The following is a 22,600-nucleotide window of genomic DNA, read 5'->3' as shown; positions in this document are numbered from 1 at the left end:
CACCTTATTTCACTCTCTTCGGTAAAGCTGAACCTGAATGCTCAATTGTCGGATGAACATGAACAGTAACCTCAGCATTGCTAAAATAATTTTCACCTTGATCCCAATTCTTATCTATCTTCTTCCATTCTTTATAATTATGCCGCTTATATACTTCCCCTAACGCTAATACATCTACCTTATATTTTTTTTGAACAAGCTTAATAGATTTTTGGATACGCTTCTCCATTTCCTCCGCAATGGTTTTCTTTAATCGCTTTTCATTCATAATTTGTTTATGATCACTAAAATGCAACTCTGCTAAGGTCCCTTCCAAAGATAAATGGATATCAAACTTCGGTTTTGTAGCAATTTCCGTAAATACTTTAATCTTTCGGTGCATCTTATGAATTTCGTATGTAACAAGCTGACCTTGTTTACGGATAGTATAGAACCCTCCAATTTTTTTACCTATTACATAATTCATTCCTAATGTTTCTTCTCCATTCAAACTACCTACACACTTATTATCTTTTCCACGAAACAACGCTGCCCCGTTCATTTGTACCCCCTGCTTTGTTAGTTCGAGAATAGGTAATACGAAACTTTGGTTAGTAATCATTTTTTGCTGTACCTCACCAATTCTTGCAGCTTCAATCATTTGAGCATTTTTCGGAGGATGCTCAGCTAACATATCAATATACTGTGCCGGTAAGTTCTCAGGCTTGGCACTCTGCTTTAAAATAGCTTCTGCATTTTTCTTAGAAACGAACAAACGAATATTTCTTCTCATCTCGTGATCACGAATATATACATCTAACGTATTTTGTAAAACATATGGATTCGCTAGTAAATCTTTAGAAAAAATTATCACTTGTATATGCGGAAAGAATAATGAGCGACTAATTTTTTTAGCAATAATTCGTATTTGCTCAAAGACACTATCTGCTTTCGCACTAACATTAATATAATTTTCACTATCTCCACCGCCTTGGCCACCTTGTTGCGCTAACTTACTGGGAAGTACCATCTGATACGTCCCTTTCATAATTGGATTTGATTTCTTTGCCTTCACAATATCGTAAGCTGCGCCTACTACAAATCCTCTTTCTTCTATTTCTTCTAGCTCAGAGCACCCACTTATAGATCCAGCTAAAACCATAACCATTATAATTTTAAGAAGGTGTTTCATTTCTACCATTCCTTCTTTTTATTTTATATACAATAAAAACTAACAAAGGCGCTAGCACGACAAACCCCATATCTATCCAAGCTAAATAAGTCCCATAACTTGACAAAGTATTCAAATTACTAGGTATCATATTCGCCATAAAAATAATCGGGGCACTTACAAAAATGAAAATATGTTTCTTCACTTTCGGAAACATAGCACAAAATAATAAAGATGCGACGTCATAATACATTGCTGTAGTGTTATAAATAGTAATAATCCAAGTAGTAAAAAAAATGGCATCAAATCTTTCTAAAAAACCTCCACCAATTTCAATTTCTTTACCCAATTCAATTGTTGGATACGTCAATCCACGGGTTGTCATATACGTAAAAACGCTAATACAAGTTACATAAATTAAAATGTATGACAGCACATTTACCATCACTGCTTTTGCAACTGCCATTGGCGCTTTTTTCGCTGCCTTATCGTTCAACATCACAGCATAAAACAGAGCTACCTCAAATCCGATAAATGTGAAAATAGAATTTTTAACTCCTATAGCATATTGACTTGCGTTCGTTTGAAAAGCTGGTAGTAAATTGTTTATTTCCATTAAATTCACATTCAATAAAGAAAGCAACACTATCGCAATGAACACGATGGGTAAAAATAGAACATTTAACCTTACTAAAGCCGCTCTCGATCCTGCTACTCCATAAATAACAACTAATAAGAAGAAGAAAGAGAGTAGCTGTATTGGTGTATCACTAAATAAATATGTTTGTGAAATAATTGCAATCATTCGCGATTCATATGCGGTCAAAGCAGCAAATGTTAATACTAAAATGCTACTAATTGTGTATGCAACAGGCTTCGTCAAATGTGCACTTGTATATTGAACAAAGTTTTGTTTTGGGAATAAAATAGCTATCCTCGTTACAAACCAACCTAAAACCGCACATATCAATCCACCCAAAAGCAAAATAATCCAACCATCCGAAAATAAAGTTTGGTCAGCAATATCTCGAGGCATAGATAATGCACCTATACCGATAATTGTTGACGATACCGCAAAACCAAGTTCCCGAGATCCAATTTCTTCATCCCCATATTCAAATGGTTTCAATTACTCTCGCTCCTTTGGACGTAGTGTAGAGTCTTTCGTTTGTAAATATTCTGGTCTCTCTTTTAACATTGATTTTGGTAGGCGAACCAATTCTTCTTCCCAATCTTTATAAAAAGCAGGAGCAATAGGTGTTGTATACGGTACCCCAACACTCTTTAAATTTGTAATATGGATTGCAAGTGCAATAAGAGCTAAAATGATTCCGTATAACCCAAAAGCAGTTGCAGCTAACACGAAGACGAAAAGTAAAATTCGAAATGTAATCGTAATGCTATATACAGGAAGTGAAAATGTAGCAATTGCGGYAACCGCAATAATAATTACTAAAAACGGATTTACAATCCCCGCATTTACTGCCGCTTCTCCAATTACAAGACCGCCTACGATGCCAATTGTTTGTCCCATCGGTTTCGGAAGCCTAATCCCGGCTTCTCGTATTAATTCCATCGTTAATGCCATCATTAACGTTTCTATATAAGCAGGAAACGGTACCCCTTCTCTCGCTCCCGCAATGGAATAAGCTAGTTTAGATGGAATAAGCCCTTGATGATACGATACAAGCGCTACGTACATGGCAGGTAATAAAACAGCAGCAATACCTGATCCCATACGTAACATTCTTAATAACGTTCCAATTATCCAACGCTCATAATGATCTTCTACAGATTGAAAAATATCAACAAATACTAGTGGAGCTATAAGAGCAAATGGTGACCCATCTACTAAAATGGCCGCTTTCCCTTTCGCCAATGCAGCCACTATATTATCTGGTCTTTCTGTATTTAAAAACTGCGGAAACGGCGATAAATTATTATCTTGAATTAATTGCTCAATCGTTCCTGTCTCAAAAATGACATCTGTCACTATTGATTGAAGACGCCGATCTAGCTCGTTTACGATGTAAGGGTTAATAATATCCTCTATATATACTAGGGTTACTTCTTTCTGCGATCGCTTCCCCATAATATAAGATTGAAACCGTAACTTCGGATCACGTAAACCACGGCGAATTAACATTTTATTCACATTAATATCTTCATTTAACCCAACCCTCGGTCCACGAATTAAATCTTCTGTCACTGGCGGTTCTAGACTTCTTTTCTCCCAAGCCCTACTGTTAACAACAATAGCCGTTTGAATATTATCAATTAATATGACTGTATCTCCTGCTAAAACCGCATTTATAATATCTGGAAAAGTCGTCTTCATACCGACTTCTGCAATAGAAATAAAACGATCCAATAATGTCTGAACCACAGCTGCTTCATTTGGTATTTCTTCATATTGAAGTGTACGAACTACATATTTATAAACATTATCCTTATCTGTCAATCCACATAAGAAAACAACCGCACAACGTGTAAAACTACCAGCAAGAGCAACTTCTCTAATTGTTAAATCATTAGGTGAACCTAACTCATCTCTAATTTCCTTCATAACTTCAAACAAGTTACCTTTTAGCTCTAACAACTTCCCCACCTAACTTCCTTTTCAACAAGTTTTTAGTTAGATTCCGCTAATAGAAGAAAATATATACAAAAAAGAGCTATCTCTTTTCCAAGATAGCTCTAACATATGAATTACTTTTCTACTATTATATTGTCGGTCTTTACAGATACATTTCTTGTGAATCCACTAACTACAAACATCACAATAATGTTAACTAACAACGCGACTATACCTACATTCAAATCTTTCATATACTGCGGGACACCCGGGAACATCGTAGCTATAGTAGAACCAGATAAGGTGATATATGCGACAATTAACAACCCAATTCCCATCCCGGCAATCGCACCTTGTTTCGTAATAATTTGACGAGGAAACAAACTACATACAAGCGCAGGGAAAAGTTGCGTAACTATACTGTATCCCATTAAAAGAAGAGCCCCTATCGTTTCTCCCCCTTTAAATGTAAACAATACTGCAACAAGCGTTACAACAGGTACAAATAACTTAGCTACTTTTGCAACTTGTCTATCTGAAGCAGATGGCACCATTGTTCGGTAAATATTTTTTGCTAACAACGTAGATGCCGCCATAACAAGCATGGAACCTGGAACTAATGCCGTTAACACTCCTGCACTACCAATAATCCCAATAAACCAAGGATCAAACGTTTGAAGAGCCAGACGGAATAATGAAAGATCTACATCCGCTCCCTTTAACCCTGGAACTTGCAAGATAGCAGCAAAACCTGCAAAGAACACAAAAAGCAAAACTAAAGAATAGAGAGGCATAATTGCTGCATTTTTCCTAAATACTTTTTCACTTTTCGCTGAGAAAGCTGAGGCAAATGTATGAGGCCACATATAAAAACCGAGAGCCGTTAATATAATAGTAGAAACAAACCAAGAAATACTCATTCCCTTTTCAGGTAAAGATAAAAAACCTGGTTTTACAGCTTCTACAGCTTCAAACATCGGTTGAAATCCTCCGTAATAGTGATACGGTAAATATATACCTAAAAACATAACGATGAATAGTATCATAATGTCCTTCAAAGCAGCTGTCCAAGCCGATCCATGTATACCTGAAACCATTACATAAATAGTTATAACAATAGCACCAATCCATACCGCAATAACAGGTGTCACTCTTCCATAGGAAGCTTCCGAAACGATAATTCCTAATCCCTTTAATTGCAAAACAAGATACGGGATAATCGAAATAACACCAATAATTGAAACAATTACCCCAAGCGTCTTACTCCTGTATTTCTTCGCAAAGAAATCTGATTGTGAAATGAGGTTATGTTCTTTTGCATACTTCCAAATTGGAGGCAATAAGAAATACGATAAAATATAAGCTAATGCACCATACCCTAAAATATAAAATGTAGGAGCTCCTTTACTATAAGCCCAGCCACTTCCTCCTAAAAATGTGAACGTCGTATAAATTTCCCCTGCCATAAGGAGAAAAACGAAAATAGTTCCAAATCCTCTTCCTCCAACTGACCATTGTTCTAAATTCATATCTTTTCCATGTTGTGCCCGAATTCCTAAAAATAGTGCGAGAAACAAAAATATAATAATGATAAATAATGCAGTCATTTTACGTCCCCCTTATTAGCAGGATCGAATACGTACACAAGACCCATACAAAGAGACGTAATGAGCACTGATAATAGTACCCAAAATAATAAAAATGGCATCCCCCATACGTAAGGAGTGACCGAATTTGCAAATACTGGTCCAACTACTAAACAAAGAACTGGAATAAGTGCTAGCACGTGTATTTTCTTCATCTCATTCTCCTTTACTTATAAAATTCATAATGGATGATACAAAGACTTCCACTCCAATTGGTAATGCGTCTTCGTCAATTGTAAAACGAGGGTGATGATGCGGATATACAATTCCCTTCTCTTCATTTCCTGCCCCTATAAAAAAGAACGTCCCTGGTGCCTTTTGTAAAAATGCTGAAAAATCTTCTCCTGCCATCGTTGGTTGTAAACGAACAACCCTTTCTCTTCCATAAAGCTGTAATGCTGTATGTTCAATAAGCTCTGTAACTTCATAATCGTTCACAACTGGGCGATATCCATATTCATAAGAAAATGTATACTTAGCACCGTAGGATTCTGTAATATGTTTTACAATCCTTTCAAGCTTCTTCTTTGTTTCTTCTCTTAATTCATGCCTTAAACTTCTCACTGTCCCTTCAATCTCCGCTTGTTCCGGGATAACATTATGAGTTGTCCCAGAATGAAATTGTGTAACAGATACTACGAGAGAATCTAACGGATTCGTGAGGCGAGATACAATTTGCTGAATTTGCGAAACTACTTGCGCACCAATGGCGATACTATCAACTGTTTCATGCGGAATTCCAGCATGCCCACCTTTTCCCTCTATCGTAATTTTAAAAACGTCCGGCGCCGCCATCGCAGGACCATAAATTACACCTACTTTTCCAACCTCTAATGACGCCCAAAGATGAGCACCAATAATGTAATCCACACCTGTCATCACTCCCGCTGCGACCATTTCCTCTGCACCGCCCGGAAAGTTTTCTTCTGCATGTTGAAATAAAAAGCGAATCTCTCCTTTAACTTTCTCTCTTTCCTCTACCAACTTATGTACTACACCAAGCAATATTGCCATGTGACCATCGTGACCACACGCATGCATCACACCTGGATATATAGAAATAAAATCAAACTTATTTTCTTCATGAATAGGAAGAGCATCCATATCAGCACGAACCGCGATAGTTTTACCAGGCTGCCTACCAATTAACCTTGCCATTACACTATATTTAGTAGGCCTTGAGACTTCTAAATACGGGATTTCCCGAAGTATGTCGAATACAAATTGAGATGTTTTTTCTTCTTGAAAAGATAACTCTGGATACTTATGAAAATGCCTTCTCCACTCAATCAACTGATTCTTTGATAAAACAAGTTCCTTTGCGACATCCATTTCTCTTCTCCCCTTCTTTACCAAGTTAAATGTTATTATAGCGTGAATTGTTAACTTCCGAAAGAATTTTCAGAATTTTCTATAACGAATATTCAAAAAGAAAAAGCCATCTCAAGATGACTTTTCATTTTATCCCGCATTAACGGGCAGTAAAACTCCCACCTCAAAATTCGGCTGGAGCAAAGAAGTTAGGTGGGAGATTAACTGCCCGTAAACGCCCGATTGGTTCAACTAATAATCAGTGGGGGATGAACAAAACCCCCACTGATTATAGTTTCACTTTATAAAATAGTAATTGCTTGTTTCCCCATTTGCTCCCATGCCTTTTCAAATTCAGCACGAGGAACAGCTTTTCGTGGATTGTTTGCAAGAGGATCATTTACGTATACAAAGTTTTGATCATACCCAATTACTACAACACTATGCTCATAATATGTAATTTTCACTTCACCTGAACTCGTATTCCATGTTTCAAAACTACTTTCGGCTAATGGTTTAAACGTTGTATTAATAATTACCCATACTGGAGAACCAGAACTAATTACTTTATATAGATCTTGCACGTCTCTACCCGTTAAATTAATTACTTTTTCAGGAACATACTTTTCTGCTAAATTAAAAATCGGTTGATTATATACACCGTATCCCGGCTCAGCTTTCGTGTAAATATTTCCAACGAATCCCTCATACGGATTTCCATGCAAACCATCTTGTTTAAATGGAACGCGATGAATTTCACTAGCAAGTTGCATCTTATCTACTTGTACACCTTTATGTTGTAGTAGCATAGTTAAACTTGTCACTTCACAACCTCTAGGTAATTCAGGTAACTGTCTAATAAACGGAACCTCTGTAATCATTGCACTTTCTTTCATCTCAGAGAAAAGGTCTAACCGAAATTCTTGTGCCTTTTTCATAATTTTATCTTTCTCGAAAAAGAACACGACAGCAAATATAATACCGAAAATAAAAATATATTTTAACTTTTTCATCATAAACCAAACTCCATTATATCAATTATTTTAAAGGCACAACTCCTATCATTGTACCTTTCTTCTTACTAGTTTGCTAGAAAGATTCTGTGAATTATTATTCACAAATACCTTTTTAAAATTCCGATTGTTTGAAATAGAAAGAAAAAATATAATTTTTCGGAATTTTTAACTAAAAAACAAAATTATTAACCTAGTGAAAGAATCACGTTTCCTTCACTAGGTTAATAAACATTCTAAGGTATTTAGTCATAGTTAGTTTTTCCTTTACATACTCAGTTCACAACAAAATAAACCAAGTATGTTTTTCACCCCCACTAATGATTAAAAGCACCGAATAAAATCTAGTTAAAACATACAAAAAAATATGGGGGGAGGGACATATGAATCAACAAGTAGAACAAGCAGAATTAAAATACCGCACACCACTTTATCCAATAGTTCGAATCGTAGCTTTCTCACTCAATTTCCTTACATTTGTTAGTTTAGCTTTCATTCCAGATCAGAGAATTGCTCTTTATTGCGGGGTTCCATTTATGATCATTTGTTACATTTTATACCGAGTTAAAGTTTCGGAAAGTTGTCACATTTGAGCAAAAAAGAAATATAACTTAGGTAACAAACTGAATATATTAAAAATTCAGTAATTTTCCTTATGATAAGATAATTTTTTTCTATTTATTGGGTATGTTGGTATAACTTTATTTATCTTAAAATTCTCACAATCACGTTTTTATTTGGAAAATAGTTTACAATGTTATCAAGTTACAAATGATATTCACCTTAAAAAGCGTGCATTTGTGTCTATTTTTTAACAATATAACAAAAACTATTGCCATCTATAAATTAATAGGTTTATATTGTTTTATTGGCATAGTTTCAATCCAAGGAGAAAGGAGATTTTCAATCGTGCAACTAAAGAAAGCATTTTGGAAGTTGGCTTCGCTTCTTCCGTTATCATTACTTCTGTTCCTCGGTGGCTGTGATAAAAAACTCGCAGTATTAAATCCGCAAGGACCTGTTGCAAAAGCACAGTATGATTTAATTGTTTGGTCATTCTTGCTTATGTCATTAATTATCGCAATTGTATTCATCTTGTTTACAGTCATCTTGATTCGTTATCGTGAAAAACCAGAGAATATGGACTATGAGCCACCTGATCAACATGGTAACACATTATTAGAAATCATTTGGACAATTATTCCTGTTATTATCGTTATCGCATTATCGATTCCAACAGTTAAAGCAACTTATGCTTCGGAAGAGGTTCCGCAAGAGTCCAAACATATTAAACCAGTTGAAATTTATGTTACATCTGCAAACTGGAAATGGTTATTTAGTTACCCGGAGGAAAAAATTGAAACCGTTAACTATTTAAACATCCCAGCTGGTGTACCAATTCAATTTAAACTGACTTCTGTAGGTCCAATGAATGCTTTCTGGGTACCAGAACTTGGTGGTATGAAGTATACAATGGATGGCATGATCATGGACTTATATTTACAAGCTGACAAACCAGGTTCTTACCTAGGTCGTAGCTCGAACTTCTCTGGTGAAGGATTTACTCACATGGAATTCGAAGTTGAAGCAAAAACTAAAGAGAAATATGATAAGTGGGTAAAAGAAGTACAAGAAACTGCCCCTAAATTATCAGAAAAGAAATACAACGAAATTATTAAACCTGGTGTAGTGGGGCGTATGACGTTCTCTAGTCACCACTTAAGTTATGTAGATCCAAAATCACTTGAATATTGTGATTACAACTACTACAAAAACAAAAAATAATAGCTATTATTCCAACAGATTGGAGTGAACACAGTGAAGCTTGATGAATTTTTTGTCACAGGTGACCCGATTATTTACGGAGCTGACGCTTCTATCGTTCTTGTGACATTAGCGATTCTTTTCGTACTAACAAAGTACAAAAAATGGAGATGGCTTTGGGATGAGTGGTTGACAACTGTTGACCATAAAAAAATAGGGACCATGTATATTATCTCTGCCGTTATAATGTTATTCCGTGGTGGTATGGATGGTTTAATGATTCGTGCCCAGTTAACATTCCCGGAAACAACTTATTTAAACGCTGAACACTATAACGGAATCTTTACAACACATGGTACGGTAATGATTCTTTTCATGGCAATGCCATTCGTTATGGGATTAATGAACCTTGTAGTACCATTACAAATTGGTGCTCGTGACGTTGCATATCCGTTCTTAAATGCTTTAAGTTTCTGGTTATTCTTTGTCGGAGCAATGTTATTCAACATCGCTTTCGTAATCGGTGGTTCTCCAGACGCTGGGTGGACTTCTTACTTCCCAATGGCAGGTACAGAGTTTACTTCTGGTGTAGGAAATAACTACTACGCAATTGCATTACAGATTTCAGGTCTCGGTACGCTAATGACCGGTATTAACTTCCTTGTTACTATCTTAAAAATGCGTACACCTGGTATGAAATTAATGAGAATGCCAATGTTTACTTGGTCAATCTTAATTACAACAATTATCATTATTTTCGCTTTCCCAGTATTAACAGTTGCTCTTGCATTAATGACATTTGACCGTCTATTCGATGCTCACTTCTTTACGATGGCGAGCGGCGGTATGCCAATGTTATGGGCCAACCTATTCTGGGTATGGGGTCACCCTGAAGTATATATTGTTATTTTACCGGCATTCGGTATTTTCTCTGAAATCATTAGTACATTCTCACGTAAACGTCTATTCGGTTACAGTGCGATGGTGTACTCGATGGTTGCAATTTCTTTACTAAGTTTCGTCGTATGGCTTCACCATTTCTTCACTATGGGTGCAGGTCCAGCGGTTAACTCATTCTTCTCGATTTCGACAATGGCGATTTCGATTCCAACCGGTGTTAAGATCTTTAACTGGTTGTTTACACTGTATAAAGGACGTATTCGTTTTACAGTTCCAATGCTTTGGTCATTGGCATTTATTCCAAACTTCGTAGTTGGTGGAGTTACAGGGGTTATGCTTGGAATGGCAGCAGCTGATTATCAATACCATAACAGCTACTTCCTAATTGCTCACTTCCACTACGTATTAATCGCAGGTACAGTATTCGCTATGCTTGCTGGATTCACATACTGGTATCCAAAAATGACAGGTCATATGTTAAATGAACGCCTAGGTAAATGGACATTCTGGATCTTTATGAGCGGATTTAACATCTGTTTCTTCCCAATGTACTTCTTAGGTTTAGACGGTATGACTCGTCGTATGTACACTTACTCTGAAAGTCTTGGATGGGGCTGGCTAAACCAAATCGCATCTGTTGGTGCTGTAATGATGGCTATTGGCTTCCTAATCCTTTGCTATAACGTAATTTGGAGTGCACGTCACGGTGAGCGTGACACAACTGGAGATCCATGGGACGGCCGTACACTTGAATGGGCAACTCAATCTCCTGTACAACATTACAACTTCGCGAAACTTCCTGAAATTAAAGAAGCTGATGCTTTCTGGTTCATGAAAAAACGTGGAGAAACAATTACACCAACAGCAGATGAATTAAAACCAATTCACATGCCAAGTAATTCTGGTGTGCCTATTATTGCGTCTTTATTCTTCGGTCTTGCAGGTTTTGCATTAGTATTTAGCTGGTTCTGGATTGCAGCAATCGGTGGTATTGGTATTTTAGGTTGCTTAATCTATCGTTCATTCGATTATGATGATGGCTACTACGTAAGCGTTGATGAAATTAAAGAAACAGAACATATAGCATGAGAGGTGAAATGACATGGCGGCTTTAGATAAAAGCTTACCTTTGGAATATCAATCCGAGCAAAGCAGATTGAATATCCTAGGATTCTGGATTTTTCTTGGGGCTGAAATTATGCTGTTCGCAACACTTTTCGCCTCTTATCTAGTCCTTGCTGGTCGTACGGCTGATGGCCCAACACCAGCGCAGTTGTTTGAAGTTAAAACACTTTTAATTCAAACACTGTTACTTTTAACAAGTAGCTTTACATGTGGGATCGCAATTCACGAAATGCGTAAACACAATCAAAAAGGAATGTTAGCTTGGTTTATCCTGACTTTACTTTTAGGTGCAGGCTTCCTATTCTTTGAAATTGAAGAATTCATTTTGTACGTTGGTGAAGGTGCAACGATTCAAACAAGTGCTTTCTTATCGGCATTCTTCGTTCTTCTTGGAACGCATGGTGCTCACGTAACAGGTGGTATCATCTGGGCAACTTGTGTTATTATCCAAATTTTAAAACGAGGTTTAACACCAGTTACAGCTCGTAAAGTATTTATTATCAGCTTATACTGGCATTTCCTTGATCTTGTTTGGGTCTTTATTTACACACTAGTTTACTTGAACGGGATGGTGGCGTAAATGGGTCAAAATAACAACCAAGCAAACGAGCATGGGCATAGCGGATTCCCATGGTCACACGTTTTCGGATTTATTTTATCGCTTGCACTAACGTTTCTAGCGTTATACGTGGCACTTTACACAAACCTGCCACTTTCAACGATATTAACAACTATCATCATAATGGCAGTTGCGCAAGCGTTATTACAATTAATTATGTTCATGCACTTAAAAGAAGGAGAAGGAAGAATTCAAGTTCTTACAATGATATACAGTTTCTTCGTTGCAACTGCAACAGTTGGTCTTACTGTATGGATCTTCTTCTCAATGTAATTTGCATGAAAAAGACTGCTGGGATTCCTCAGCAGTCTTTTTTTATCCCGCATTAACGAGCAGTAAGACCCCCACTGATTAAAGTTTCACTTTATCCCCTCCCCTATTACATCCACATTACGGAATTAACAACAAAATCATGAAAAATATACTTATTACGACAAATGTTAAGAAAACTCTTTCTTTATGAAATCGAAACCATATCCGTTGCTTTTCTTCCTATTATATGGCTAAATAGTTACTATATTTATTTGAAGGGAGAGAACGCAATGGAACATCATTCTTCTGTTCTATCACTTATGGTTGTCGTCGCAATCGCGTTTTTCGTTCCCCTTTTGTTACAGCGCTTTAAATTAAACGCACTTCCTGTCGTTGTTGCAGAAATTATCGCAGGAATCTTTGTAGGTAAAAGTGGATTTAACATCATTGAGCCAGATATGTGGCTTCAAGTCTTATCAACACTAGGATTTATCTTCCTAATGTTTTTAAGTGGTTTAGAAATTGACTTTTCGATCTTTAAACAAAAAGGGAAAAAGAATACGACAAACGAACCGAACACATTCCAAGCAGCAAGCATTATCTTCTTGTTTATTTTCATTTTATCTTATGCCCTATCATTAATATTCGTATGGCTAGGATTCGTAGACAATGCAATGTTCATGACTTTAATTATTTCAACTATTTCTTTAGGTGTTGTCGTACCAACATTGAAAGAAAATAACTTAGGAAAAACCGCAATCGGGCAAATCATTTTATTAGTCGCTGTTATTGCAGACTTAGTTACAATGATTTTACTCGCTGTATTCGTCGGATTAAATTCCGAAAGTGGCCAAAGCATGTGGCTTCTACTTCTTCTATTCGGTGCTGGTATTGTAATTTACTTTGTCGCAAGACGTTTTAAAAATATTCCATACCTAGAAAGCTTAAAAGCCGGTAGTGTACAAATTGATACACGAGCTGTTTTTGCACTCATCTTAATATTAGTTGGATTATCTGAATCTGTTGGGGCAGAAAATATTTTGGGAGCCTTTTTAGCAGGTGTACTCGTATCTTTATTATCACCAAATGAAGATATGGTTGAAAAACTTGATTCCATCGGATATGGCTTCTTCATTCCTATTTTCTTCGTAATGGTTGGTGTAAATCTAGAAGTATGGTCTATTTTTAACGAGCCTTCTAGTATGCTAATGATCCCAATTCTAATTGTGGGACTCTTTATTTCAAAACTGTTGCCATCACTCGTCTTACGAAAATGGTACCCACGCAATATCGTACTCGGAAGTGCTATTTTGTTAACATCAACACTTTCTTTAGTTATTGCGGCTGCACAAATCGGTGAAAAGCTAGGCATCATTAGCCCAAGTTTATCAGCATCTCTTATTTTAAGTGCAGTTATTACTTGTATTTTTGCACCTATATTATTTAAAAAGATGTTTCCAAAAGTGGAAACACCAAAACCGAAAGTATCTATTATTGGTGCAAGCAGAATTACCCTTCCGTTATCACTTGATTTAAAACGTGAAGATTATGACGTAACACTATATATGATACGTCAAAATAAAATAAATGATGAGGAAGCGAAATCTCATGACTTCCCTATTGTAAAATTAGATGAGATTACTATTCAATCTTTAATGGGGCAAAAAGCTTTCGAAGCAGACCGTGTTGTTGTTGCGACAAGTGATGATGAACAAAACTTATTATTAGCAGAACACGCAAAAGAATTAGGTGTTGAACACGTCATCGCAAGTGTAGAAGATCCCCTTCTACAAGAAAAAGCGACTCAAGAACATATCGCTGTATTCTCGACTATTAACTCTACACGTATTTTATTACGTGCACTTATTGATAAACCGAGTCTCGTTCGCTTGATTACAACAGCAAATGAAACGGTGCGTGAGGTTGAACTACGAAGTAATAAATATAATGGCTTAGCACTTCGTCGCCTTCCGTTTCTAGGTGATGTACTTGTCATTCAAATTTACCGTGGTAATAAAGCATTAATACCACATGGTGATACGAAGTTACAGCATGGCGATACTTTACTTGTAACGGGTTCAAAAGAACATATTGATACAATGAAAAACATATTAGAATAGAAAATGTCCCTCACATAAATGAGGGGCATTTTTTCAATTTCATATGGTAAAATGTTACTATCACATATTATGGGGATGAATCACATTATGTCTATTTCAACTTTAGCTCTCTTATTATTAGCAGAAGTACTCGTCGCCATTATTCTCATCGGTATTAGCATTGAAATTTGTAGTTATGGATGGAAAAAATCGAATGGAATTAAGTACTTTTGTCTCTTAATTTCACTCCTTCTCGGAACAGCTAGCATACTAGGACTTCTCGTTGCACCCGCATATTTCTTCTTACAACTTATAGAAAAAGGCTTATAAGAAAGGGGGATATTATGATTACAGTGAAACATATTGATGCATCTGAAACATACTTATTACGTCAAAAGGTTTTGCGTCCCAATCAATCATTAGAAGATTGTAAATACGATTCAGATTACGAAACAGACGCCTTTCATTTAGGTGCATTTCTACATGATGAACTTGTTAGCATCGCCTCTTTCTCTAAAGAAATACATCCTGATTTAAAAGCTGGTAACCACTATCGTCTACGAGGAATGGCAACATTACCTAATTTCCGAAACCAGCATGCTGGCAGCTCCTTAATCCGTAAAGCTGAACAAGTCCTCCAAGAACGCGAAGCAAATATTCTATGGTGTAATGCCCGAATTACCGTAGCGGATTATTACAAACCATTAGGCTTCCATGAGCATGGTGAAATCTTCGAGATTGATCCAATAGGACTACATAAAGTAATGTATAAAGAAATATAAGAAAAGCTTTCTGCATATTGCAGAAAGCTTTTCTTATATTTCATTTTCACTTTTTATTTTTTTCATATATATGTATATAAACAAACTAGGAATTAAAAAGCAAACAAACATAATAAGTCCTGTTATACTAATTTCCTTTATCGAAATACCTGGTGTTACAATGATACAAATAGCTAACAGTCCAATAACAATCCCTACTGGAATTAATAATAGTTTCATGAAATAACTACGCGATACTCCACCTGTATGCTCATACACTTCCACCGAATTTTTTAAGTTTAAAAAGTTAATAACTATTATCCCGCCCATAAATACCATTAATAAATCCGAAACACTTTCATACCCTGCCCCTTGCAAGACGTAACGGTAAAAAACAATGCCTAGTATGACGACATTTTGTAAGATGAAAGCCAATCTAATATGTTTTAATCCCTCAATCATTAAACGTTCATCTTTCACGATTTTCACCCTATCACTCCTTTTCCTCCCAAAATAAATCATTCAATGTTTTATCTACTGCATAACAAATTTTCAAACATAAATCTAAAGATGGATTGTATTTCCCCTTCTCAATTAAACTAATTGTTTGCCTTGTGACGCCTACTTTTTCTGCTAATTGTTGTTGTGTTAAATCTAACTGAACACGTGCGACTTTTATTTTACTTACAGCCATTCATGTTCCTCCTCTGCCTTTATTGTAACATATATATTCCAATAAGTAATTTATATTTTACGTAATTGATTTGTTTTTTTCACTTTATTATACACAAAAAAGGAGCCTCTCATAAGAAGCCCCCTTTCCTATCTCTATACTATAAGAATAAATGACATCCAAATAAAATTGTAAATAAATATAGTAACGGATGTACTTCCATCCCTTTCCCCTTCACAATTTTTAATACTGGATACACTAAAAATCCAATTGCAATTCCATTTGCAATACTAGACGTTAACGGAATACCAACGAAAATTAAAAATGCTGGTAATGCATCTTCAAATTCATTCCAATTAATATCACGAATGCTTTGTGCCATTAAACTACCTACAATAATTAATGAAGGAGCTGTAATAGCAGCTACACTTGATAAAGACGCGATAACAGGGCTGAAAAATGCCGTTATAATCGTTAGACCAACAACTACAATACCTGTTAATCCAGTTTTACCACCTGCAGCAATACCAGCTGACGATTCAATCGTTGCTGCTGTTGGGCTTGTTCCGAAGATAGAACCTGTCGTTCCGCCAATCGCATCTGCAATAAACGCTTTGCCAAAACGTTTCTCTGTATTATCTGTAATTAAACCAGCTTGTTTAATTAAACCGAGTAATGCACCTGTCGTATCAAATAAAAGTACAAGTAAAAATGAAAATACAACACCATATAATCCATACTGAATTACATCTGAAAAAGCATTGATTGGATTTGAAACGATAATACCCTCTGGTAAATGAGGCATCGCTACAATTTTATCCTCAAACTTCAGTTGCCCCGTAAAGAAGGCGATAATTCCTGTCACAATCATACTAATAAATAATGCACCACTCACACGTAATACCATTAATACTGCCGCTAAAATTAAACCAATTAAAGTTAAAATAACGGCTGGAGAATGAAAATCACCAATCGTAACTAAGTTAGATGGATGATCCACGATAATTCCAGATAGACGTAATCCAATAAAAGCAATAAATAGTCCAATTCCACCTGCAATTGCATGTTTTAAACTGTCAGGAATTGCGATAATTAGCTTTTGCCTAAATGAAGTGAAAGATAATAAAAGAAAAATGATACCTGTTACAAATACTGCCGAAAACGCAATGACATACGTAATCCCCTCTGCCTGTTGAACGACAGAATAAGCAAAATATGCATTCATCCCCATAGCTGGAGCAATAACAATTGGATAGTTAGCTAAAAACGCCATACATAGCGTCCCAATAACTGTCGCAATAATAGTTGCCGTAAACGCTTGATCAAATGGTACACCTGCATCAGATAATATTTTCGGATTGATGACAAGAATATACGCAAATGTAAAAAAAGTTGTGATGCCCGCTAAAAGCTCTTGCTTCACAGAAGTGTTATATTTTTGTAATTGAAACATGGCTATGTACCCTTCCTACACCTGAATTATTATCACACATTCTTTTCTTACTAGTATGTGAGAAAATATAATACTTAATCTTAACAATCAATAAAAAGAAGAGTCAATATATTCTCTAATAGTGAGAATTTTAAGTTTAAGTCTGACAAGTTCAGATGTAGTACAGTTCATTTTGATTATTTTTGTAGCATAACAGATAGAAATGTTTTATAATTTGAAATAGTTAAATATTTAGGTAGCTCATTCTACAAGGGGGATTCTTCTTATGCAGCACACAAACAAATCTGGAACTTTAAATCGAGGTTTAAAAGAACGACATATTACTTTAATGTCACTCGGTTCGGCTATTGGCGTTGGACTATTTTTAGGATCTGCTTCTGCTATTAAACTAGCTGGTCCTTCCATCTTACTAGGTTATATGATCGCTGGACTCGTTATTTTTTTCATTATGCGAGCGCTCGGAGAAATGGCAATTGAACAACCGGTTGCCGGCTCTTTTAGTAAATATGCTAATGATTATATCGGCCCACTTGCTGGCTATATTACTGGTTGGAACTACTGGTTCTTATGGGTTGTTACTTGTATGGCTGAAATTACGGCGGCTGGAATTTACATGCAGTACTGGTTCCCAGATATCCCGCGCTGGACTTGGGCACTACTCGCTCTATTATTAATGAGCGCTTTCAACTTCTTATCAGTAAAAGTATTTGGAGAACTTGAGTTTTGGTTTGCTCTCATTAAAATTGTCACAATTATCTGTATGGTAGTGATTGGCTTTGGTATTATTCTATTCGGATTTGGAAATGGCGGCGTTGCAACTGGTATTTCAAATCTTTGGGAACATGGGGGCTGGTTCCCAAATGGCTTCTCTGGATTATTGCTTTCCTTACAAATGGTATTATTCGCTTATTTAGGCGTTGAACTAATTGGTGTTACAGCTGGTGAAGCTCAAAACCCGAAGAAAACACTCGCAAAAGCTATCGATAACGTATTTTGGAGAATCCTAATCTTTTACGTCGGGGCATTATTCGTTATGATGGCAATTTATCCATGGAACGAACTTGGCGAGAAAGGAAGTCCATTCGTATTAACATTCCAACAAATCGGCATTGCAAAAGCAGCAGGTATTATTAACTTTGTTGTATTAACAGCTGCACTTTCTTCTTGTAACGGTGGTTTATTTAGTACAGGGCGTATGCTATTTACTTTGGCACAACAAAAGAAAGCTCCTGAAAGATTCGGTCGTTTAAATAAAAACGGTATTCCGAGTCAAGGAATTGTAGCAACGGCTATCGTTTTACTTGTTGGTGTTATATTAAACTACCTTGTGCCTGCAAAAGTATTTACATGGTTAACTAGTATTTCAACTTTCGGGGCAATTTGGACTTGGGGTATTATATTAGTCGCTCAAATTAAATTCCGTAAAGGATTATCAACTGAGAAAAAAGACAAGCTAACGTATAAAATGCCTTTACATCCATTAAGCTCTTACTTCTCACTTGGCTTCCTTGCACTTGTACTAGGTATTATGGCGTATTCAGAAGATACACGAATTGCATTAATCATTGGCCCAATTTGGCTTATCGGCTTAGCTATCGTGTATTACATGAAAGGGTTTCATAAGATCGATGAAACACCTAATTCAAAAATTAGTTAAACCTATGGTCTCTTCCTAATTTACTAGGGAGAGATTTTTTCATTATTCACACAAATATTTCTCAATCGAATTAACGTTATCTTTACACTATTTAATATTTTCTATCTTTATTTTTACAGAAAAATAAATTACATTATTAAAGCACATATATTTATTATTAGGGGGATTCTTCTATGAAGAATAAAAAATGGATTCAATTTTCTTTAGCAACAGCAATTACAATCAGTTTAGGAAGCGCTTATGTTCCATCTACTTATGCCGAAAGCTCTGTAGATCCAGCTCCTGAAATTGCTGCAAAAATTGTAAATCAAAACAATGGGAAAAAAGTATTATTCGATAATACGCACGGTCAAACTGCCGGGACGGCTGATTGGGTTATTGATGGCGGCTTTTCTGATTTCGGAAATGGCATTGCCCAAAACGGATATCATGTAAAAGAACTTCGTAAATCAGCACCTATTACATACGAAGATTTAAAAAACTACAATGTGTTTATCGTTCCAGAAGCTAATATTCCTTACAAAAAATCTGAACAAGATGCAATGTTACAATACGTGAAAAATGGCGGCAGTATCTTCTTCATTGCCGATCATTATAATGCAGATCGTAATAAAAACCGTTGGGACTCTTCCGAAGTATTCAATGGATATAGACGCGGTGCTTGGGATAATCCAGCAAAAGGAATGTCAAACGAGGAAGCAAATTCACAAGCTATGCAAGGAGTCGAAAGCTCTGATTGGCTATCCAATAATTTCGGTATTCGCTTCCGCTATAACGCACTTGGTGATGTTTCAGCTAAAAATATTGTTTCACCTGAACAATCATTCGGAATTACAGAAGGTGTATCATCTGTAGCCATGCATGCCGGCTCTACTCTTGCAATTACAAATCCAAAACTAGCGAAAGGCCTTGTATATCTTCCAGAAAATCCATCAAAATGGAATAACGCTGTTGATAGCGGCGTTTATAACGGTGGTGGCGTTGCAGAGGGTCCTTATGCTGCTATCGCAAAAGTAGGACTTGGAAAAGCTGCCTTTATCGGTGACTCTTCTCCAGTTGAAGATGCGACGCCAAAATATGTTCGTGAAGATTCTGGCCAAACAAAGAAAACTTACGATGGTTATAAAGAAGAAAACGATGCTGTTCTATTAGAAAACATCGTGAATTGGCTAGCGAAGCAAGAAACATTTACAAGCTTAGATCAAGTAAGTGGTTTACAACTTGATGCACCTACAGCTCTACAAACATTTGAACAACCAAGTTTATCAACAGAACCACAACCAGAACCTTGGAGTGCACCAAGTCAAGGTTACCAGTGGTTCAATACAAATACTTTCAAACCAGGTTCATACGGCTATAACGGTGCAGTGACAACGAGTGATTACGTAATTACTCACCCTAGCATTCTACCAAACAATGAAGTGTTCCAAATGACGATTCAAGTAAATAACTTATTACCAAATACAACGTACAATAATTATTCTTTAGGTATTTTCACAACTGGCGGAACACAGGTAGCAAAAGTTCAAAATACAAATGGCACTTGGCCGTCTTCTTTCGGATATAGCAGTACATTCTCTTTCATAACAAATAACCAAGGATCTGCTGAAAAAATTGTGAACGTACAACTTGCCCCAAATACAACTGGACAAGCAACACTTCGCCTAAGACAAAACACAACAGCTAAATATAATGAGGCTGTAACGATTGGTAAGAAGTAAAGTAAAGTAAAGTAAAGTAAAAGAAAAGGCAATCCGTAAAGGGATTGCCTTCTTCTCACTTCTCTTCTTTTGAGAAAAACATTCTTGAAATAACGATACCTATACTACCTACGATTAAGAATAACACCGCCCTAATCATCATCGACACCTCTGGTAGGTCGAGAAGGAATAACTTCCCTACTGTTACTACTAATACGACTAATCCAGCATATAATATTTCGTTCATCTGTCTATAACGGCCAAACCAAACTGCAAATAAAGCATATACCATCCATAATAATGATACAGATACGCTAATTATACTTCCATCTGTAGAAAGAACTTCACCGATCCTAGTAATTGTAATAAATACAATAACCATTAACGAGTAGAGCGCTATAGAGTACACATATTTACCAAAACTCGCTAACACTTCTTTCGCTTGTCTCATGCAATAATAGAACGTTCCTATCAAAATAATATGAGCGACAAACCCTGCTGAAATGAACTCATCAAACGGGCTAAAAATTGTCTGTACCATTCCAATCGCATAAATCGTTGCACCTACATACAACTTAATATTTTGCTTTACTTTAATAGCAGTAACCATACCGAGGAAACCTTGTAACAATAATACGATCGCTGCATTCACCAAACTATACTCGTATAAAATCGCTAAACTAAATGATCCCATTGCAAAGCCAAATATTAGATTTGAAAATACAGAATGTTTATTCTTCCTATATTCAAGTACAAACATAACAGCATGCACAAATGCACTTATAACTAATCCCCACGTTGTAAATTCAGGAATTTGAGAAATGGCTAAAATAAAGAAAACTGCATTCGCACTAAATATCGCCAATCGTGCTTCTTGTATAAAACTTCTCTCCGAAAACATATGCCAAAATAATAGTAAATGAATTGCACCGTATACAACTGTTAACTGTACTTGCACATTCTCTACTAATATTGACATAACAACAAAGAAGACAAATAGGACAATTGCCGCAACAACATAAGAAATCATATACAAGTACTTATAACGGTTTCTCAATGCATACCATAATAGGCTAATTGTTAATATCGTCTCATAACTAAAGAAAATATACGTATTAGGAGTCGTACTATTTAACAAGAAAGGAACAAAAAATGCTCCCACCGCCACGAAAATAGCGAGATATTCCGATCTATATCTTTTCGCTAAATAAATCCCTAAAATAACCCATACAATATTACAGATAAACGCAATACTTGCAGGAATAAACTCATATAAATAATGTGCCGCAAACGTTGTTAAAACAATTCCCGTAATACTTCCTCCAGCTAATACTAACCCTAACGCTTGCCGCTCACTTTTAATTTGTATATCTCCTACGTAATACAAACCGGCAGATAGTACTATACCAAACAAAACCCGTATCGCTGGTGTCAATAATCCGGCATCTACCCCTGCTTTGAATAACCAAATAACGCCAAGTAGCATAATACCGACAAATATGCGTGGTAACCACGTTTGACAAAACTTTATAATATTAAATGGTTCTGGTTTAAATGCAGATATATCTACTTGTTTCACCTCTGGCTCTTGCATGGACTTCCTCGTCTTAACTACATCTTCTTGTAACTTTTCATTACTTACCGCTTCAATATATTCTTTCTTTTCCTTATTAACATTTTGTTGAACTTTATCTACTTCTATTTTTCTTTGTTTCGCTTTCAATTCATAAAGTGTCTCTTGCATCGTTTCAATTGCCGTTTCGAGTGCTTCTATTTTCTTGTTTAAATCCCCCTTCATATACTCCCCCCTCATCATCGATTTTTCAATCAACCTATATATTACCAATTACCCTTATCATACTATTAGTCTATTCATGTTCGATACCATTTTTCCAAAAAAGA

At 36.1% G+C, this 22,600-nt stretch carries 20 protein-coding genes and 1 pseudogene; 10 read left to right on the top strand and 11 right to left on the bottom strand.

The annotated features are described in order from the left end of the window. Nucleotides 1-4: 4 nt before the first annotated feature. From AC1DKZ_RS20205 to AC1DKZ_RS20175, 7 genes are all read right to left on the bottom strand, one after another. Nucleotides 5-1,171: a Ger(x)C family spore germination protein gene (locus tag AC1DKZ_RS20205; protein WP_476996935.1), complete on the bottom strand. Its 1,167-nt coding sequence runs from the start codon at nucleotides 1,169-1,171 to the stop codon at nucleotides 5-7. Next, the gene (gerLB, locus tag AC1DKZ_RS20200) at nucleotides 1,155-2,279 is read right to left on the bottom strand and encodes a spore germination protein GerLB (RefSeq protein WP_476996934.1); all 1,125 of its coding nucleotides are present in this window, start codon (nucleotides 2,277-2,279) and stop codon (nucleotides 1,155-1,157) included. The genes AC1DKZ_RS20205 and gerLB overlap by 17 nt, the downstream gene beginning before the upstream one ends. After that, on the bottom strand, nucleotides 2,280-3,758 hold the full coding sequence (gene gerLA / locus AC1DKZ_RS20195) for a spore germination protein GerLA (RefSeq protein ID WP_476996933.1): 1,479 nt from the start codon (nucleotides 3,756-3,758) through the stop codon (nucleotides 2,280-2,282). Between the two features lie 101 nt (nucleotides 3,759-3,859). Beyond that, entirely contained in the window at nucleotides 3,860-5,332 is a 1,473-nt protein-coding gene (locus tag AC1DKZ_RS20190; protein ID WP_476996932.1) for a sodium:solute symporter family protein, read from the bottom strand. Further along, the gene (locus tag AC1DKZ_RS20185; protein WP_002029838.1) at nucleotides 5,329-5,526 is read right to left on the bottom strand and encodes a DUF3311 domain-containing protein; all 198 of its coding nucleotides are present in this window, start codon (nucleotides 5,524-5,526) and stop codon (nucleotides 5,329-5,331) included. The genes AC1DKZ_RS20190 and AC1DKZ_RS20185 overlap by 4 nt, the downstream gene beginning before the upstream one ends. A gap of 1 nt (nucleotide 5,527) precedes the next feature. Beyond that, nucleotides 5,528-6,703: an amidohydrolase gene (locus tag AC1DKZ_RS20180; protein ID WP_113937935.1), complete on the bottom strand. Its 1,176-nt coding sequence runs from the start codon at nucleotides 6,701-6,703 to the stop codon at nucleotides 5,528-5,530. A gap of 281 nt (nucleotides 6,704-6,984) precedes the next feature. After that, a complete protein-coding gene (locus AC1DKZ_RS20175) occupies nucleotides 6,985-7,695 on the bottom strand; it encodes a C39 family peptidase (protein WP_033708611.1) in 711 nt (236 codons plus the stop codon). Nucleotides 7,696-8,102: 407 nt separating this feature from the next. Here AC1DKZ_RS20175 and AC1DKZ_RS20170 point away from each other — a divergent pair. The 8 genes and pseudogenes from AC1DKZ_RS20170 to AC1DKZ_RS20135 form a co-directional block, all read left to right on the top strand. Beyond that, nucleotides 8,103-8,310, top strand: a pseudogene (locus tag AC1DKZ_RS20170) (amino acid permease); the annotation flags it as partial. Nucleotides 8,311-8,604: 294 nt separating this feature from the next. Next, complete coding sequence (locus AC1DKZ_RS20165; protein ID WP_002010605.1) at nucleotides 8,605-9,480, top strand: cytochrome aa3 quinol oxidase subunit II; 876 nt, start codon at nucleotides 8,605-8,607, stop codon at nucleotides 9,478-9,480. 33 nt (nucleotides 9,481-9,513) lie between these two features. Next, entirely contained in the window at nucleotides 9,514-11,448 is a 1,935-nt protein-coding gene (gene qoxB, locus AC1DKZ_RS20160; protein WP_002063826.1) for a cytochrome aa3 quinol oxidase subunit I, read from the top strand. A gap of 13 nt (nucleotides 11,449-11,461) precedes the next feature. Next, nucleotides 11,462-12,064 (top strand): cytochrome aa3 quinol oxidase subunit III, encoded by a 603-nt coding sequence (gene qoxC / locus AC1DKZ_RS20155; protein ID WP_002029841.1) that lies wholly within the window; start codon nucleotides 11,462-11,464, stop codon nucleotides 12,062-12,064. Continuing rightward, nucleotides 12,065-12,376, top strand: a complete 312-nt coding sequence (gene qoxD, locus AC1DKZ_RS20150; RefSeq protein WP_242248228.1) for a cytochrome aa3 quinol oxidase subunit IV — start codon at nucleotides 12,065-12,067, stop codon at nucleotides 12,374-12,376. Between the two features lie 269 nt (nucleotides 12,377-12,645). After that, complete coding sequence (locus AC1DKZ_RS20145; RefSeq protein ID WP_002090890.1) at nucleotides 12,646-14,475, top strand: monovalent cation:proton antiporter family protein; 1,830 nt, start codon at nucleotides 12,646-12,648, stop codon at nucleotides 14,473-14,475. Between the two features lie 18 nt (nucleotides 14,476-14,493). After that, on the top strand, nucleotides 14,494-14,784 hold the full coding sequence (locus tag AC1DKZ_RS20140) for a DUF4022 family protein (RefSeq protein WP_002090894.1): 291 nt from the start codon (nucleotides 14,494-14,496) through the stop codon (nucleotides 14,782-14,784). A 14-nt stretch (nucleotides 14,785-14,798) separates the two neighbouring features. Then, nucleotides 14,799-15,236: a GNAT family N-acetyltransferase gene (locus AC1DKZ_RS20135; RefSeq protein ID WP_088031276.1), complete on the top strand. Its 438-nt coding sequence runs from the start codon at nucleotides 14,799-14,801 to the stop codon at nucleotides 15,234-15,236. A gap of 33 nt (nucleotides 15,237-15,269) precedes the next feature. On the opposite strand, the gene AC1DKZ_RS20130 is transcribed toward AC1DKZ_RS20135, so the two are convergent. From AC1DKZ_RS20130 to AC1DKZ_RS20120, 3 genes are all read right to left on the bottom strand, one after another. Continuing rightward, nucleotides 15,270-15,704 carry a hypothetical protein gene (locus AC1DKZ_RS20130; protein WP_016101797.1) on the bottom strand — a complete coding sequence of 145 codons (435 nt, stop codon included), beginning with the start codon at nucleotides 15,702-15,704 and terminating at the stop codon, nucleotides 15,270-15,272. Between the two features lie 4 nt (nucleotides 15,705-15,708). After that, on the bottom strand, nucleotides 15,709-15,909 hold the full coding sequence (locus AC1DKZ_RS20125; protein WP_000301182.1) for a helix-turn-helix transcriptional regulator: 201 nt from the start codon (nucleotides 15,907-15,909) through the stop codon (nucleotides 15,709-15,711). Between the two features lie 139 nt (nucleotides 15,910-16,048). Next, on the bottom strand, nucleotides 16,049-17,341 hold the full coding sequence (locus AC1DKZ_RS20120) for an NCS2 family permease (protein ID WP_002029772.1): 1,293 nt from the start codon (nucleotides 17,339-17,341) through the stop codon (nucleotides 16,049-16,051). Nucleotides 17,342-17,606: 265 nt separating this feature from the next. Between AC1DKZ_RS20120 and AC1DKZ_RS20115 the strand changes: the two genes are divergently transcribed. Both AC1DKZ_RS20115 and AC1DKZ_RS20110 read left to right on the top strand, forming a co-directional pair. Beyond that, nucleotides 17,607-18,998, top strand: coding sequence for an amino acid permease (locus AC1DKZ_RS20115; RefSeq protein WP_476996931.1), 1,392 nt, complete (start codon nucleotides 17,607-17,609; stop codon nucleotides 18,996-18,998). A 173-nt stretch (nucleotides 18,999-19,171) separates the two neighbouring features. Further along, nucleotides 19,172-20,719 (top strand): DNA-binding protein, encoded by a 1,548-nt coding sequence (locus AC1DKZ_RS20110; RefSeq protein ID WP_476996930.1) that lies wholly within the window; start codon nucleotides 19,172-19,174, stop codon nucleotides 20,717-20,719. A gap of 55 nt (nucleotides 20,720-20,774) precedes the next feature. Here the strand turns inward: AC1DKZ_RS20110 and AC1DKZ_RS20105 are convergent, their stop codons facing one another. Then, nucleotides 20,775-22,496 carry a DUF2339 domain-containing protein gene (locus AC1DKZ_RS20105; protein ID WP_476996929.1) on the bottom strand — a complete coding sequence of 574 codons (1,722 nt, stop codon included), beginning with the start codon at nucleotides 22,494-22,496 and terminating at the stop codon, nucleotides 20,775-20,777. Nucleotides 22,497-22,600 lie beyond the last annotated feature (104 nt).

The organism is Bacillus sp. 05T21 (assembly GCF_056396785.1).
The sequence above is the reverse complement of the archived record's forward strand: the minus strand, read 5'-3'. Positions and strand labels throughout refer to the sequence as shown.

What these genes read in the sequence shown, in the direction of transcription:
- AC1DKZ_RS20105 (WP_476996929.1), bottom strand. Translation starts at nt 22,496, where the DNA reads ATGAAGGGGGATTTAAACAAGAAAATAGAAGCACTCGAAACGGCAATT.
- AC1DKZ_RS20205 (WP_476996935.1), bottom strand. Translation starts at nt 1,171, where the DNA reads ATGAAACACCTTCTTAAAATTATAATGGTTATGGTTTTAGCTGGATCT.
- AC1DKZ_RS20140 (WP_002090894.1), top strand. Translation starts at nt 14,494, where the DNA reads ATGAGGGGCATTTTTTCAATTTCATATGGTAAAATGTTACTATCACAT.
- AC1DKZ_RS20135 (WP_088031276.1), top strand. Translation starts at nt 14,799, where the DNA reads ATGATTACAGTGAAACATATTGATGCATCTGAAACATACTTATTACGT.
- AC1DKZ_RS20190 (WP_476996932.1), bottom strand. Translation starts at nt 5,332, where the DNA reads ATGACTGCATTATTTATCATTATTATATTTTTGTTTCTCGCACTATTT.
- AC1DKZ_RS20115 (WP_476996931.1), top strand. Translation starts at nt 17,607, where the DNA reads ATGCAGCACACAAACAAATCTGGAACTTTAAATCGAGGTTTAAAAGAA.
- AC1DKZ_RS20125 (WP_000301182.1), bottom strand. Translation starts at nt 15,909, where the DNA reads ATGGCTGTAAGTAAAATAAAAGTCGCACGTGTTCAGTTAGATTTAACA.
- AC1DKZ_RS20175 (WP_033708611.1), bottom strand. Translation starts at nt 7,695, where the DNA reads ATGAAAAAGTTAAAATATATTTTTATTTTCGGTATTATATTTGCTGTC.
- AC1DKZ_RS20180 (WP_113937935.1), bottom strand. Translation starts at nt 6,703, where the DNA reads ATGGATGTCGCAAAGGAACTTGTTTTATCAAAGAATCAGTTGATTGAG.
- qoxD (WP_242248228.1), top strand. Translation starts at nt 12,065, where the DNA reads ATGGGTCAAAATAACAACCAAGCAAACGAGCATGGGCATAGCGGATTC.
- AC1DKZ_RS20145 (WP_002090890.1), top strand. Translation starts at nt 12,646, where the DNA reads ATGGAACATCATTCTTCTGTTCTATCACTTATGGTTGTCGTCGCAATC.
- AC1DKZ_RS20185 (WP_002029838.1), bottom strand. Translation starts at nt 5,526, where the DNA reads ATGAAGAAAATACACGTGCTAGCACTTATTCCAGTTCTTTGTTTAGTA.
- AC1DKZ_RS20110 (WP_476996930.1), top strand. Translation starts at nt 19,172, where the DNA reads ATGAAGAATAAAAAATGGATTCAATTTTCTTTAGCAACAGCAATTACA.
- qoxC (WP_002029841.1), top strand. Translation starts at nt 11,462, where the DNA reads ATGGCGGCTTTAGATAAAAGCTTACCTTTGGAATATCAATCCGAGCAA.
- AC1DKZ_RS20120 (WP_002029772.1), bottom strand. Translation starts at nt 17,341, where the DNA reads ATGTTTCAATTACAAAAATATAACACTTCTGTGAAGCAAGAGCTTTTA.